At 67.3% G+C, this 14,850-nt stretch carries 14 protein-coding genes; 11 read left to right on the forward strand and 3 right to left on the reverse strand.

The features are described 5' to 3' along the window. Nucleotides 1–4 precede the first annotated feature (4 nt). Entirely contained in the window at nt 5–214 is a 210-nt protein-coding gene (locus OJF58_RS01260; RefSeq protein ID WP_300781251.1) for a hypothetical protein, read from the forward strand. A 55-nt stretch (nt 215–269) separates the two neighbouring features. On the opposite strand, the gene OJF58_RS01265 is transcribed toward OJF58_RS01260, so the two are convergent. Then, the gene (locus tag OJF58_RS01265; RefSeq protein WP_300781252.1) at nt 270–1,235 is read right to left on the reverse strand and encodes an OmpA family protein; all 966 of its coding nucleotides are present in this window, start codon (nt 1,233–1,235) and stop codon (nt 270–272) included. Between the two features lie 444 nt (nt 1,236–1,679). Between OJF58_RS01265 and OJF58_RS01270 the strand changes: the two genes are divergently transcribed. From OJF58_RS01270 to OJF58_RS01300, 7 genes are all read left to right on the forward strand, one after another. Then, a complete protein-coding gene (locus tag OJF58_RS01270; RefSeq protein ID WP_300781253.1) occupies nt 1,680–2,369 on the forward strand; it encodes a LuxR C-terminal-related transcriptional regulator in 690 nt (229 codons plus the stop codon). 48 nt (nt 2,370–2,417) lie between these two features. After that, nucleotides 2,418–2,693: a circadian clock KaiB family protein gene (locus OJF58_RS01275; RefSeq protein WP_300781254.1), complete on the forward strand. Its 276-nt coding sequence runs from the start codon at nt 2,418–2,420 to the stop codon at nt 2,691–2,693. Next, the gene (gene kaiC, locus OJF58_RS01280; RefSeq protein WP_300781255.1) at nt 2,690–4,174 is read left to right on the forward strand and encodes a circadian clock protein KaiC; all 1,485 of its coding nucleotides are present in this window, start codon (nt 2,690–2,692) and stop codon (nt 4,172–4,174) included. Before OJF58_RS01275 ends, kaiC begins: the two co-directional genes overlap by 4 nt. A gap of 2 nt (nt 4,175–4,176) precedes the next feature. After that, nucleotides 4,177–6,057, forward strand: a complete 1,881-nt coding sequence (locus OJF58_RS01285; protein ID WP_300781256.1) for a response regulator — start codon at nt 4,177–4,179, stop codon at nt 6,055–6,057. Between the two features lie 61 nt (nt 6,058–6,118). Next, nucleotides 6,119–6,352, forward strand: a complete 234-nt coding sequence (locus OJF58_RS01290; protein ID WP_300785130.1) for a zinc-finger domain-containing protein — start codon at nt 6,119–6,121, stop codon at nt 6,350–6,352. Between the two features lie 147 nt (nt 6,353–6,499). After that, nucleotides 6,500–6,931: an Hsp20/alpha crystallin family protein gene (locus OJF58_RS01295; protein ID WP_300781257.1), complete on the forward strand. Its 432-nt coding sequence runs from the start codon at nt 6,500–6,502 to the stop codon at nt 6,929–6,931. A gap of 31 nt (nt 6,932–6,962) precedes the next feature. Next, a complete protein-coding gene (locus OJF58_RS01300; protein WP_300781258.1) occupies nt 6,963–7,358 on the forward strand; it encodes an Hsp20/alpha crystallin family protein in 396 nt (131 codons plus the stop codon). Between the two features lie 384 nt (nt 7,359–7,742). On the opposite strand, the gene OJF58_RS01305 is transcribed toward OJF58_RS01300, so the two are convergent. Together OJF58_RS01305 and OJF58_RS01310 are read right to left on the reverse strand one after the other, a co-directional pair. Continuing rightward, the gene (locus OJF58_RS01305) at nt 7,743–8,966 is read right to left on the reverse strand and encodes a multidrug effflux MFS transporter (RefSeq protein WP_300781259.1); all 1,224 of its coding nucleotides are present in this window, start codon (nt 8,964–8,966) and stop codon (nt 7,743–7,745) included. A gap of 43 nt (nt 8,967–9,009) precedes the next feature. After that, a complete protein-coding gene (locus OJF58_RS01310; protein ID WP_300781260.1) occupies nt 9,010–9,615 on the reverse strand; it encodes a TetR/AcrR family transcriptional regulator in 606 nt (201 codons plus the stop codon). Nucleotides 9,616–9,700: 85 nt separating this feature from the next. Between OJF58_RS01310 and OJF58_RS01315 the strand changes: the two genes are divergently transcribed. The 3 genes from OJF58_RS01315 (at nt 9,701) to OJF58_RS01325 (ending at nt 14,827) form a co-directional block, all read left to right on the forward strand. Then, complete coding sequence (locus tag OJF58_RS01315; protein ID WP_300781262.1) at nt 9,701–10,813, forward strand: efflux RND transporter periplasmic adaptor subunit; 1,113 nt, start codon at nt 9,701–9,703, stop codon at nt 10,811–10,813. Next, nucleotides 10,813–13,953, forward strand: a complete 3,141-nt coding sequence (locus OJF58_RS01320; protein WP_300781263.1) for an efflux RND transporter permease subunit — start codon at nt 10,813–10,815, stop codon at nt 13,951–13,953. Before OJF58_RS01315 ends, OJF58_RS01320 begins: the two co-directional genes overlap by 1 nt. A 247-nt stretch (nt 13,954–14,200) precedes the next feature. Next, complete coding sequence (locus tag OJF58_RS01325; RefSeq protein WP_300781264.1) at nt 14,201–14,827, forward strand: hypothetical protein; 627 nt, start codon at nt 14,201–14,203, stop codon at nt 14,825–14,827. Nucleotides 14,828–14,850 lie beyond the last annotated feature (23 nt).

Below are 14,850 nucleotides of genomic sequence, written 5' to 3' on the forward strand. Positions count from 1 at the left end.
GGCGATGTTCACCCTCAGCTTCTACGACCTGCAGAATCGTCGCGATCTCACCCGGACGTTCGACCGTCGTTCGGAAGCCCTGTCGTTCGCCGACGACCTCAAGCACAGGAAATGCCTCGTTCTCACCTTGCGGTTTCCCGACGGCTCGACCGTGGGCTCCACCGAGATCGCGGCGATGATCCGCGAGATGGCCCGGCACAAGCGACAGGCATGAACGAAAAAGGCGGCCGATCGGGCCGCCTTCCTCGTCTTCGGTCCGTGCGCGCCGGCTACTGGATCACGATCTCCACGCGCCGGTTCTGCGGCTCGCGCACGCCGTCGCCGGTCGGCACCAGCGGCTGGGTCTCGCCCTTGCCGATCACCGAGATCGCCGTCGCCGGCACGCCGTCACGCACCAGGGCATCCTTGACCGCGTTCGCGCGACGCAGCGACAGCGCCATGTTGTAGCTCGCCGGTCCGGACGTGTCGGTGTGGCCGGTGGCGGTGATGCGGGCGCTGCCCTTGGTCTTGTAGGCGTCGGCCGCCTGCTGGATCGTGCCCAGGGCCTGCTGCGACAGGTTCGAGCGGTCCCAGTCGAAGAACACCATGAAGGATGGCGCGCTGGGCGCGGCCGGCGGCGGCGGTGGCGGCGCCACGGCCGCAGGCTGGCCGAACTTGTAGCTGACGCCCAGCATGACGGCGATGTTGTTGTTCTCGTAGAAGCCCGGATTGGTCGTGCCGTAGTAGCGGCCCTCGAGATCGACGCGGATGTTCTGGGTCGCGTTCCAGCCCAGGCCGATCATGCCCTGGTAGGCGAACTGCGTGCTGCAGAGCGAGCAGCCGTTGATGGCGTTGTCGGCGAAGGCGACGCCGAGGCCGGCGCCGATATAGGGCGTCACCACCGCGCCCGGAAAGAAATCGTAGAGCGCATTGGCCATCACGCTGACCTGCTCGATGCGGCCGGCGCTGTTGCTGAAGATGTTGCCGAAGTTCGCCGTGCCGCGCCCGTTGTTCGAGCGGTACATGCCTTCCAGCTCGAGCCTGGGGCCGACGAAGTCGTAGCCGACCTTGCCGCCGACCGCGTAGCCCAGATCCATGTTGTAGTTGCTGCTGTTCAGCAGCCAGTTGAGACCGCCTTCCGCGCCGATATAGAAGCCCGGGAAGGATTGCCCTGGCGTGAACCAGTCGGATTGTGCATTGGCTGCCGCCATCGGCAGAGCGACGAGGGCCGCTGCGCCCAGCAGTGTGTTCTTCATGTGAGGCTGTCCTTCCAGGCGAAGTTGCAGAAACGAAGTCAAGTCGGCTGTCAGAACAGCCTCTCGCCCCGTTTATTTTTCGCGATCATACAGCCGTCGCCGCGAGGATCACCGAGCGATGCGCGCCGTCATGTCGATTTGCGGCGAGTGTGCCGGGTGGGCAACAGGCGGGAACTACCAACCGACTGGTAGATTGCGACCAGCCGACAATGAAGCGCCGCACAGGACTCGTGTCATTCCGAGCGCAGCGAGGAATCTTTTGCAGCGCCGATCAAGGATCTCTCGCGTCGCTCGGGATGACACGACATGGCCTGCCGTGTCGGCCTCATGGCGGAATCAGGGCGGACATGGGGCGGAAATACCAATGACTGGTAGAAAGCAACCAGTGCCCGAGGCCGGCGTTGACGAGACGGAGAACGACACGAACCCGGACCGAGGAGAGCAATGGATCACGTCATCGACGAGGGCGTGCGCGAGCGCGGGCGGCTGGAGGCGATCGCCAGGGCACTGGGCGACGGCGTCGTCCTGGTCGACCGGAGCGGCGAGATCCTGTGGATCGACCGCGCGACGCGCCGGCGCATCGATGGCGAGCTCGGCAAGCTCGACCTGCCGCTGCCGCGTCCCGCCGGGCGCGCGATCGACTGCTTCGCCGCGCCGGTCGATCTCACCGTCAATGGCGAGCGGCTGAGCCTCTGCGTGCTGCAGGAGGCCGACGCGCGCGCGGACAGCGGACAGGATCTGCTCGCGGCGCTGGAGACCATCATGGCCGACAGCGCCTCGTGGCTGACGCGCACCGTGCTCGACAAGCTCAAGGCCATCGGCCGGCCGGTCGAGTCGAACGGGCCGGCGCGCGGGCGCGATCTCGACCTCCTGAGCGATCGCGAGCGCGAGGTGCTGGGCCTGATCTGCGAGGGCAAGAGCGGCACCGCGATCGGCGACATCCTCGGCCTCTCCGAGAACACCGTGCGCAACCACATCGCCTCGCTCTACCGCAAGATCGGCGTCAACCGCCGCTCGGGCGCGATCATCTGGGCGCGCGAGCGCGGCATCACCGGCCGCGACTCGATCGCGATCGGCCGCGCCGGCCGCAACCGCGAGCGCGCGCGGCAGGCGCAGCGGCTACTAGGCGACTAGTCCTTTTCTCTCTCTTGCCGCGAACCGGCATCGGCGGTTCGATGGGCAATGCTCCGCCTCTACATCGCCGGCAATTCCGCCAGCTCGCGACGGGCCGAGCAGAACCTTGCCCTGCTGCGACGACACATGAAGCCCGGCGAGTGGAAGATCGAGGTCATCGACGTGCTGCTGCGGCCCGATCTGGCCGAGAAGGCGGGCATCCTCGCCACCCCCACCCTGTCCTGCGATCTGTCGTCCCGGCCGCGCCGCGTCGTCGGCGATCTCGGCGACACCCGGCGGGTGCTGGAATTCCTTGGCATCGAACCCGGCGGTGACGGCGCATGAACTCGATCGACATCGACACACCCGAGGTCCTCGAACGGGTGCAGACCGGCGTGAAGGCGTTCGACGACCTCGTGATGGGCGGCCTGCCGCGCGCCCGCACCACCATCGTCGGCGGCACGCCGGGCAGCGGCAAGACCGTGTTCGCCACGCAGTTCCTCGCCCACGGCATCACCATGTACGGCGAGAGCGGCGTGCTCGTGACCTTCGAGGAGCCGCCGCGCGACATCGAGGCCAACATGCGCGGCTTCGGCTGGGACCTCGCGCGCTGGCGCCGCGAGGGCCGGCTCGCCTTCGTCGATGCCAGCCCGCCGACCGACGAGGAGATGGTGATCGGCGACTTCGATCTCGGCGGCCTGCTGTCGCGCATCCTGCATTCGGTCAAGGCCGTCAACGCCCGCCGCGTCGTGCTCGACTCGCTCACCCAGCTTTTCGACCATTTCATCGGCGACCCCAGGATCATGCGGCGCGAGCTGTTCCATATCAGCAACGCCCTGAAGCAGGCCGGCCTCACCGTGCTGATGACGGCCGAGCGCAACAGCGAGTACGGCGAGATCACGCGCCACCGGCTCGAGGAGTTCGTGGCCGACAACGTGGTGATCCTGCGCAACGTGCTGCACCGCGAGAAGCGCCGGCGCACCATCGAGGTGCTGAAGATGCGCGGCAGCCATCACGCCGAGGGCGAGGCGCCGTTCACCCTGCTCGCCAACCAGGGCGTGGTCGCCGTCCCCCTCTCCTCGCTCCGGCTCGAGCAGCAGTCGAGCATGGTGCGGGTGACGAGCGGCAACCGCGCGATCGACGAGATGTGCGGCGGCGGCTTCTTCCGCGACAGCGTCACCCTGGTGAGCGGCGCCACCGGCACCGGCAAGACGCTGCTCGTCACCAACTTCCTGGCGGGCGGGGTCGCGGCCGGCGAGAAGGCGATCCTGTTCGGCTACGAGGAGAGCCGCGGCCAGCTCTTCCGCAACGCCAGCGGCTGGGGCGTCGACTTCGCGCGCATGGAGGAGGAAGGCCGGCTGCGCGTGATCTGCCTCTATCCCGAGGCGCAGGGCCTGCCCGACCATCTGCTCACCATCCAGGCGCTGGTCGACGAATTCCAGCCCAACCGCATCGCCGTCGACAGCCTCTCCGCGCTCGAGCGCATCGCGTCCGACACCGGCTTCCGCGAGTTCCTGATCAGCCTCACCTCCTTCATCAAGAAGCGCGAGATCGCCGGCCTCTGCACCGCCACCAGCAAGTCGCTGGTGGGCGGCCAGAGCGCCAGCGAGCAGCACATCTCCACCCTCACCGACTCGATCGTCCTGCTGCGCTACATCCAGGAGCAGGACACCATGCATCGCGGCCTGATGGTGCTGAAGATGCGCGGCAGCGAGCACGCCAAGGAAATCCGCCGCTTCACCATCGACGGCGCCGGCATGCATCTCGGCGCGCCGTTCCGCGAGGCGCCGGACGTGTTCGCGGGCGGCGGCGACTACGCGCGATGAGGATGTCCGGCGGCAGCCTCGACCAGACCGAGCTGCGCTTCCTCGTCGAGAAGAACGCAGACGGCATCATCGTCGTCGACGGCGACGGCGTCGTCCTGTTCGCCAACCCGGCCGCCGAGGAGATCTTCGGCCGGCCGCCGGCCGTGCTGATCGGGGCGCCGATCGGCATTCCCGTCGCCGCGGGCGAGACGACGGAGATCGCGGTCCATCGGCCCGACGGCCGGCTGGTCGAGGCCGAGATCCGCGTCGTCGACACGGTCTGGAACCAGCAGCCGGCGCGGCTCGCGACCCTGCGCGACGTCTCCGCCCGCAAGGCGATGGAGGAGCGGCTGCGCCACACCGCCAAGATGGAGGCGGTCGGCCGGCTGACGGCCGGCATCGCGCACGACTTCAACAACCTGCTGACGGTGGTGCTGGGCAACCTCGACAGCGCGCGCCGCCAGCTCGCCTCGACCGAGGCGACGCTGGCGCAGGCGCTCGAGAACGCCACGCGCGGCGCCGAGCGCGCCGCCGGCCTCACCAGCCGCCTGCTGGCCTTCGCCCGCCGCCAGCCGCTCGAGCCGCGATCGGTCGACGTCAATGCGCTGGTCGAGGGCATGTCCGATCTCCTGCGCCGCTCGCTTGGCGAGGAGATCCGCGTGGTCACCGCGCTTGCGCCCGAGCCCTGGACGGTCGACGTCGATCCGACCGAGCTCGAGGCGGCGATCCTGAACCTCGCCGTCAATGCGCGCGACGCCATGCCGAAGGGCGGCGAGCTTCGGATCGTGACCGCCAATGTCGGGCCCTTCGACGAGGCGCGGGCGGCCGAGCTCGACCTCGCGCCCGGCGCCTATGTCGCCATCATGGTCGAGGATTCGGGCACGGGCATGGAGGGGCACGTCCTGAAGCAGGCGCTCGAGCCCTTCTTCACCACCAAGGGCGGACGCGGCACCGGCCTCGGCTTGAGCCAGGTCTACGGCTTCGCCACGCAAAGCGGCGGCACGGTCGCCCTGCAGAGCGCGCCGGGACGCGGCACGGCGGTCCGCATCTATCTGCCGAAGGCCGAGGCGATGACGGCGCCGGAACGCGAGCGCGAGGCCGTGCGGTCGATGCCGTCGCCGATCCGACCGGTCGCCGAGCCGCACGCCGGATCGGGCGAGACGATCCTGGTGGTCGAGGACGACGAGGATGTCCGGCGCTATGCCGTCGGCGCGCTGAGCGGCCTGGGCTACCGCGTGCTGGAAGCCGGCGACGGCCTCGAGGCGCTCGGCCTGATCGAGCGCGAGCCCGCCCTGCGCCTGCTGCTGACCGACCTCGGCCTGCCGGGCGGGCTCGACGGCCGGGCACTGGGCGAGCGCGCACGCCACGGCCATCCCGGCCTCGCGGTGCTGATCATGACCGCCTACGCCGCGACCTCGCTGATCCATGACGGCCGGCTCGATCCCGGCATCGACCTGCTGGCCAAGCCGTTCACGCGCGAGGCGCTGGCGCAGCGCGTCCGCGCGCTGCTCGACCGGGAAGCGACGCCGGTCGAACGGCGCGTCCTGCTGGTCGAGGACGAGGTGCTGGTCCGGCTCTACGCCGCCGACGCGCTGGGCGCGCTCGGCTGCACCGTCGAGCAGGCGGCGAGCTTCAAGGAGGCGCGCGCCACGCTCGAGCGCCTCGGCCCGTCGCTGGCCGCCGCCGTGATCGATCTCGGCCTGCCCGACCGGCCGGGCGACGCCCTGGTGACGGAGATCCGCGCCCTTCTGCCGTCGCTGCCGATCCTGCTCGCGACCGGCTATGCCGACGCCGCCGTGCGCGCCCGCCTGCCGGCCGACCCGCTGCTGCGCATCGTCGGCAAGCCCTTCCAGCCCCACGACCTGCGATCCGCCTTCGAGGCCCTGGGCCTGCGCCTCGGCTGACTTGCCGGAGCCTCCCGAAGCGGCTTGCGTCCGCGACGCCCGGGCCTATCTGCTGGTCGCGATGTCGAGCGGACGGCCGAAGTTCAGGAACGACCGCGGCGTACCCGAGATCCGCATCGGGACGCGCGAGTTCGAGTGCATCGGCGTGTCGCCGCCGCTCGATCATCCGCACATCTACATCGACATGGGCGCGGCCGACGCGATCCGCTGTCCCTACTGCGCCACGCACTTCCGCTTCGATCCGCGCCTGTCCCCGGCTGCCGCCGATCCGCCTGACTGCGCCTTCGAGGATTGAACGGGACCGCCCCGCCGGAAATTGCGCGCGGCCCTCTTGACGGTCCGGTGCGCCAACCTACATCGCCGCCATCTTCGGCCGGCCGGGCAATGCGCTCGAGCACCGCGACCGCAGCCTCGTCGCCGGCCCCTAAAGCAGGAGGCAGACGTGGCATTCTTCTTCGATCTCAGCGATCCATTCGAGACGCTGCTCGGTTTCCAGCAGGCCCTCGACCAGTTGCGCGCCAGCGCATGGCTCGATTCCGGGTTGAGCGGCCAGGGCTCCTTCCCGCCGCTGAACGTCTTCCGCAAGGACCAGGACATCGTGGTCATCGCGGAGGTGCCGGGCGTGAGGAAGAGCGACCTGCAGCTGGAGATCAAGGGCAACGCCATTCGCATCGCCGGCACGAAGCAGGCCGGCCCCGAGGAGAAAGCGAGCGTGCACCGGCGCGAACGCCGCAGCGGCCGCTTCGACCGCACGATCACTTTGCCGATCGAGATCGACGCCGATGCCGTCAAGGCCGAATGCCGCGACGGCATCCTCGCCCTGTTCCTGCCGCGCGCCGAGCACGACAAGCCGCGCGCGATCACGATCAACTGACCCGATGCAGCCGAAGCGAAAGGAGGCGACCATGGCTGACCAGGCGCTGCAGGTGCAGGAGAAGAAGGAGCTGGTGCCCAAGGGCGAGAAGACCGTCCCCGCCCGCTACTACGTGCCGACCACCGACATCTACGAGACCGACGACGCGCTGACCGTGGTGATGGAGGTGCCCGGCGTCGACCGCAAGGATGTCGAGGTGCGGATCGAGAACGACGAGCTGCATGTCGAGGCGCGGATCGAGTTCTCGAAGTACGAGGGCATGGAGCCGCTCTACACCGAGTACAATGTCGGCCATTTCACGCGCACCTTCATGCTCTCGCAGGCCGTCGACCAGCAGCAGATCAGCGCCGCGATGGCGGACGGCGTGCTGACGCTGACGCTGAAGAAGGTGCAGCAGGCACAGCCGCGGCGCATCGCGATCACCTAGGCTGGTCGGAAAGCCGATGGCAAAGCCCTGTCCGGAGAGACTCAATCCGGCGCACGACGCCGCCGTGCGCCGGATGCTGGAACCGCCACCCGCGCCGAAGAAGCCGGCGAGGAGGGGCAAGCCGGCGAGCAGGGAATCGGGACGGCCGAAGACCAAGCCCGTTGCGGCGGCCCGGCGGTCGCGGCGGCGGCGCTGATCGCCGCCTATGTCGTGGTAGCGGCTTCCAGGATCGTCCTGGCGACGACGTTGGAAGCATCGCCTGTTGCCATCGCTTTGCGCAGGATAACGTCATGCCGGCGCGCGCGGAATCATAGATATCGAGCAACTGATCCGGCTTGGCGGGTTCTCTTCAAATGACCTACGGGTATGGGCGGAGCTCAACTTTCATGCTTGGACCTCCGCCTCCGGCTGGCGCATTGCGACCGGGACAAAAACCAGAAGGGCAAGTGCCGAGCCCGCCGTCAGGATGACCGCAAGGGACGCAGACGGCTGGAGAGGCAAGACGCTTGCGAACGACGCGCCGATGGCTGCGCAACCCATCTGCAGAAAGCCCAGCAGTGCGGAGGCCAGGCCGGCCTGCCGCCCGAAAGGATGGAGCGCGATCGCCGTGCCGAGCGGATTGATCAGTCCCATGCCGAGCAGATAGAGCGCGATGGCGATGGTGAATGCCATGAAGGTCGGTGCCGCGGCGAACGCGAACATGAACAGGCTGCCAGCGAGGGCGATGAAGAGGCCGATCATGCCGACGGTGCGCTGTCCCCAGCGATCAGCCAGGCGTGGCGCGAGAAACCCGGCCGCGAACACGATCAGAACCGTCGTCGCGAAAGACAATCCGAGTTCAAAGGCGGTAAGGCCAAGCCCGCTCATCAGGACCGCAGGCGCCGCCGCGAAGAAGGTGTAGAGGCCGCCGATGACGAGGCTCACTGAAAGGGCGGGAAGGAGAAAGCGCGGATCGACGGCCAAGCGGCCGTAGGCGGAGGCCACGGCCGAAGCCGCCAGGGACGTCCTGCGGCCCGTCGGATGCGTTTCGCCGATGCGCCTCGCGTAATGCAGCGCGAGCACCGCGCCAAATGCCGCGACGACGACGAAGGTAATCCGCCAGCCGAACAGGGCGTCAAGCGCGGTTCCGAGTAGAGGCGAAAAGCCCGGTGCAGCCGCCGCGGCAATCATGGTCAGCGCCAGAGCCCGCGCCAGAGCGTCGCCGTCGAACAGGTCGCGTGCGATGGCGCGCGACAGGACCGAGGCTGCGCAAGCCCCGAGCGCCTGGATGACACGGCCTACGATCAGGAAGGACAAGGTGTCGGCGAAGGCGCAAAGGACACTGCCCGCGGCGAAGACCGCGAGGCCCCCCAGAACCAGCCATTTGCGGCCGAAGCCGTCGGAGAGCGTTCCGGCCAGAAGTTGTCCGAACGCGAAGGCAACGAAGAAGCTGCTCAACGACAGGCCGAGTTCCTGGGAAGAAACGCCGAGGCTGGCGCCAATCCGTGGAAAGGCGGGAAGGATGATGTTGGTGGCAAGCGCGCCCAGCGCGGCCAGACCGGCGAGCAGGAACAGGATTCCCCCGCTCAGCCGGCGCTCGGAAGCTGCGGGTTTCGAAAGTGCGGACATCACGGCTTCCTGCCCGCGACCACCTCAGTCGGAGAATCCATTCTCATTGGCGCCGTCCTTGCTGAGCATCACCCGCAGCCGCCTGTGCCAGCACGCTCCCGGCAGCCGCTTGCAGGAACCGCTTCGCCAGCCGCTCGTCGTTGACCGCCCGCGAGAGGAGGACCGCGCCGACCATCGTCGAGAGAATAGCCATGGCCTTGCCGCTGGGATCCTCACCCTCAGCCTCGCCAAGCAAACGGCCGAACATCTCGAGGTATCCCTTGATGCCGGCTTCGAATGACGCCTTCACCTTCGGGCCCTGCCGAGCAGCATCCGCGCCGAGCGCAACGATCGGACAGCCGTCCATCCGTTCTGCGCGATGCTCCATGCTGAGAAAGAGCGCGATCACCGCAGCGAGCGGGTCCTGCGGATTTGCGGCGGCTGCGGCTGACCGCCGGCCGGAGGCGCTCTCGAAGGCCCGTCTGGAGGCCTGCGCCGCCAGGTCGTCCTTGGACGCGAATTGCTTGTAAAAAGCGCCGTGGGTCAGCCCGGCAGCCTTCATCAGGTCCTTAAGGCCAATGCCGTCAAAGCCGTGTTCCCGGAAAAGCCGGCTCGCCACGTCGATCACCTTTTTCCGGTTTTCTTCAGCCTGAACCCGACTCACGCGCATCGTGATGCTCCATTTTTAGCTTGCGTTCGTAATCTATATAGCTCATATAGAGGTCGAGCGCAATCTAATTCGAGAGGCGATGGTCATGAAAAAGCGACCCGCTGTTGTGCTGGGCGGTCTCCTGATTGGGGCGTCGGGCGCGGCCGCTTTAGTCGCGCTTTCCCTTCGCACGCCGGAAGCCTCCGCCGTGAGGGATCCGAGGCAGGAACCTCCGATCGTGAGATTGGTGACGGCCGCGGGGGTGACCGGGTCCGAACGCGCGTTCACGGGAACCGTTGGGGCGAGAGTCCAAAGCAATCTCGGTTTTCGCGTCACCGGTAAGATTGTGGAACGCCTTGTGAGTGCTGGTCAGCGGGTCAAAGCCGATCAACCTCTGATGCGCATCGACGACACCGACTTGCGTCTCGCCTTGACGGCAAAACGCAACACGGTTCTGGCCGCGCGCGCAGTTCTGGTTCAGGCGAGCGCGGACGAGAAGCGCTATGCCGCTCTGGTCAAGAACGGAGTGGCGGCTAGCCCCCAGCGTTACGAGCAGGCCAAGGCCGCGCTGGACACGGCCGAGGCGCAACTCACTGCCGCCGACGCCGAAGCACGGGTCGCCGAAAACGAGGCGACCTATTCCGTCCTGGTGGCGGACGCGGATGGAACGGTGGTGGAAACCCTTGGCGAACCGGGTCAGGTCGCCGCCGCCGGCCAGACCGTTGTTCGGCTTGCCCAGGCCGGCCCCCGCGAAGCAGTGATCGCGCTTCCCGAAACGATCCGACCGGCGATTGGCTCGGTGGCCGAGGCCAGTCTGTATGGAAGCAACGGACGTCGCTATACCGCGCATCTCCGGCAGTTGTCGGATTCCGCCGATGCACAGACCCGTACCTACGAGGCCCGTTATGTGCTCGATGGCGAGGCCGCGGCGGCACCACTTGGCGCGACGGTAACCATTCGGCTTGCGAGCCACACGAGTCAGCAGGAAGTCCAGGTGCCCCTGGGAGCCGTGCTCGATGACGGCCAGAAGACCGGCGTTTGGATCCTGGACAGCGCCACCTCGAGTGTTCGCTTTCGGCCCGTCAAACTTGTCCGAGTGAGCGGGGAAACCGCCGTGATCTCCGGACTGAGCCCTGGCGATCCGATTGTTTCGCTCGGCGCTCATCTTCTGCATGAGGGCACCCGCGTCAGGACTGCCTCCGAAAGCAGGGGCAACTGATGAGCAGCCTCAATCTTTCCGCGATCGCCGTTCGCGAACGGGCCGTCACCCTGTTCGCCATTCTCCTGCTGGCGGCCGCCGGCGCCTACGCCTTCTTCATGCTCGGACGGGCGGAGGATCCCGCCTTCACCATCAAGACCCTGACGGTCACGACGGTATGGCCGGGTGCGACGGCGCGCGAGATGCAGGACCTCGTCGCCGAACCATTGGAGAAGCGGCTTCAGGAACTGGCCTGGTATGACCGGACCGAGACGACCACGCGGCCGGGCTATGCCTTCATGACGGTCACGCTGAAGGACAGCACGCCGCCATCTCTCGTGCAGGAGGAGTTCTACCAGGCCCGCAAGAAGCTCGGGGATGAAGCGCGCAACCTGCCATCCGGCGTGCTCGGCCCGTTCGTCAACGACGAATATTCGGACGTGAGCTTCGCCCTTTATGCGTTCAAGGCCAGGGGCATGCCGATGCGTGAGCTGGCGAGGCAGGCCGAGGTGATCCGCCAGGACCTCCTGCACGTGCCCGGCGTGAAGAAGATCAACATCCTCGGTGAACGTCCCGAGCAGATATTCGTCGAGTTTTCTTATCCCAAGCTGGCAACGCTCGGCGTGTCGACGCGAGACATTGTTGCCGCGTTGCAGCGGCAGAACACCGTGACACCGGCAGGCTCGATCGACACCCAGGGGCCGCGGGTCTTCATTCGGGTCGACGGCGCTTATGACAGCGTTCAGGCGATCGCCGACACGCCGATCGTCGCTGCCGGGCGGACGCTGAAGCTCGCCGACATCGCCGAGGTCCGCCGCGGCTACGAGGATCCTCCGACCTTCTTGATCCGGAGCCAGTGTGAACCGGCACTGATGCTCGCGGTGGTCATGCAGGAGGGATGGAACGGTCTCGCGCTCGGCAAGGCGCTGGAGGAGAAGTCTGCCGCGATCGCCCGGACACTGCCGCTCGGGATGACGCTCGACAAGGTGACCGATCAGGCCGTCAACATCACCTCGGCGGTCGACGAGTTCATGGTGAAGTTCGCGATGGCGCTGGGCGTGGTGCTGCTGGTGAGTCTCCTCAGTCTCGGATGGCGTGTCGGCATCGTCGTGGCGGCCGCCGTCCCCCTGACGCTTGCCGTCGTGTTCCTCATCATGCTGGAGACCGGCCGGTTCTTCGACCGCATCACGCTCGGCGCCCTGATCCTGGCGCTCGGACTTCTCGTGGACGACGCCATCATCGCCATCGAGGCAATGTTGGTGAAGATGGAAGAGGGCATGGACCGCATCAAGGCGGCAGCCCACGCGTGGAGCCATACTGCGGCGCCCATGCTGTCGGGGACAGTCGTGACGATCGCCGGCTTCCTGCCGGTCGGCTTCGCGCCCTCGACGGCCGGCGAGTATGCCGGCAACATCTTCTGGATCGTGGGATTCGCCCTCATCGTCTCCTGGATCGTCGCGGTGATCTTCACACCCTATCTTGGCGTCAAGATGCTGCCTGCGATCAAACCGATTGAAGGCGGTCACCACGCGATTTATGACACACCGAACTATCGGCGTCTGCGACGGCTCATCGCCTTCGCCGTGCGTCACAAGCTTGCAACCTGCGGCATCGTTGCCATCGCCTTCGCGTTTTCTGGCCTCGGCATGGGCGCCGTCAAGCAGCAGTTCTTCCCGACGTCGGACCGCCCCGAAGTGCTGGTGGAGGTTCGCCTGCCGGAAGGTACCAGCATCGAAACGACGACTGCCGCCGTCGAGAAGCTCGAGCACTGGCTCGACAAGCAGCCCGAGGCCAGAATCGTCACGAGCTATGTCGGCCAGGGCGCGCCGAGGTTCTTCCTGGCGCTGTCGCCGGAACTGCCTGATCCGGCCTTCGCCAAGATCGTCGTGCTGACGCCGGATGCGGAGGCGCGCGAGGCCTTGAAGCAGCGCCTCCGGGAGGCGGTGGCCCAGGGGCTCGCGCCCGAGGCTTATGTGCGCGTCACACAGTTCGTGTTCGGTCCGCCTTCTCCCTTCCCGGTCGAGTTCCGCATCATGGGACCCGATCCCGCGCAACTCTACAGCATTTCCGAAAAGGCGCTCGACATCATGCGGGGAGTCCCGGACGTGCGGGAGGCCAACCGCGACTGGGGCAATCGCACGCCGGTAGTCCGTTTCATCCCGGATCAGGATCGACTGAACCTTATCGGCCTCTCGCCAGCGGAGGTCGGCCAGCAGCTTCAGTTTCTCCTCACCGGCGTCGCCGTCACGCAGGTCCGCGAGGACATTCGCAATGTCCCCATCGTGGCGCGCAGCGCCGGCGGCGAGCGGCTGGATCCGACGCGGCTGGCGGATTTCTCACTGATGAGCCGGGACGGCCGCCAGATCCCGCTCGACCAGATCGGTCATTCGGAAGTCCGTCTGGAAGAGCCGATTCTCAAGCGCCGCGATCGCATCCCCGTCATCACGATCCGCTCGGATATCAATGAGGCGACCCAGCCACCGGAGGTTTCCAAACAGGTCATGAAGGCTCTTCAGCCACTGATCGCATCCCTTCCGGCCGGCTATCGCATCGAAATGGGTGGATCGATCGAGGAGGCTGAAAAGGCCAACGCCGCGTTGGGCAAGATCTTCCCGGCCATGATCGCCGCCACGTTGATCGTCATCATGCTGCAGGTGCGCTCCTTCTCGACGATGACCATGGTCTTGCTGACGGCGCCGCTTGGCCTTGTCGGTGTCGTACCCGCGCTGCTCATCTTCAACCAGCCCTTCGGATTCAATGCCATTCTGGGCCTGATCGGATTGGCCGGCATCCTGATGCGCAATACGCTGATCCTCACCGAACAGATCAAGGACAACCGTGCGGCTGGCCTCGACGACTATCACGCCGTCATCGAGGCCACAGTGCAACGCACGAGGCCGGTGATCCTGACGGCACTTGCCGCCGTGCTGGCCTTCATCCCGCTCACGCACTCAGTCTTCTGGGGGTCCATGGCCTATACGCTGATCGGCGGCACGGCAGCGGGCACGGTGCTGATCCTGCTGTTCCTTCCGGCGCTCTATGCCGCGTGGTTCCGGATCAAATCGCCGACTGGACATGTCCGCGAACCCAAGGTGGCATCGTTCGGCATCAATTTCCGTTTCGCGCGGAGCTACGCACGACATTCGCGCGTCAAGCTATGAGCCCTCTACGGAGGCAGGCATGAGCGCCGCAGCCAGGTTGCGGATGAGCGCCACTGGAGTTACGCCTGCCCTGAGCGAAGCCGAAGGGCGCTCCCATGAGCGCGCTCGAGGGCGCGCGCCACTAACGCAACCAGCCCGATCATTCACTTCGTCAGGCGCTTCTCGTGGATCGCTGAGATGGACTTGCCGCGCAGTCGGAGCGATGGTGCAGGCCCCTCTCTCGAATTCGAACAGGATCCAGGCAAAAATGGGCTACTGGCGGCAGGTTCATCGGCGCGCGTTGGCGAGGACGGCGAAGGGCGTCGGCGCGACGCCGCTGCGCTTCCTCGCCTTCTTCGCCGCGCAGGCCGCGGGCGCCGCCGCCGTGTGGCTGATCCTGGGCCGCCTCGGCATGCCGGCGACGGAACCGCGGCTCGTCGCCTCGGCCGTCCCCTTCCTCGCGCTGCCGTTCCTCTATCTCTGGCGGCTCGTGGGCGCGCCGGCGGCGCTGCACCGGTCCCTGCACGAGGAGATGAAAGCGCAGCAGGCGCGGGACGCCGCACGGATCGCGGCGCTCGAGGCGGAGGTGGCGCGGCTCGAGGCCGAGCCGCTGCCGCCCTCGCGCGATCCCGACGCGATCTTCCAGCAGGGCGTGCAGGTCGGCCGCGTCGTGCTGGCGCTCGCCGATCCGGCGACCGGCTCGGCGAGCTTCCAGCAGATCGTCGAGGCCGCCGACTTCGACGCCTCGGCCGAGTTCGACTACCGCGACTGGGTGCTGAGGCTCGAGGGCGTGGGCGGCGACGCGCGCTCGCAGATCGGCGGCACGCGCCAGCGCACGCTGAGCCGCGTCGTCTGCCGCATCGAGCGCCGCCGCGCGTGGCGTCAATCGACATGATATCGGTCGGTGCTCGGATGGGT

It is taken from the genome of Enhydrobacter sp. (genome assembly GCF_030246845.1).
GTDB lineage: Bacteria > Pseudomonadota > Alphaproteobacteria > Reyranellales > Reyranellaceae > Reyranella.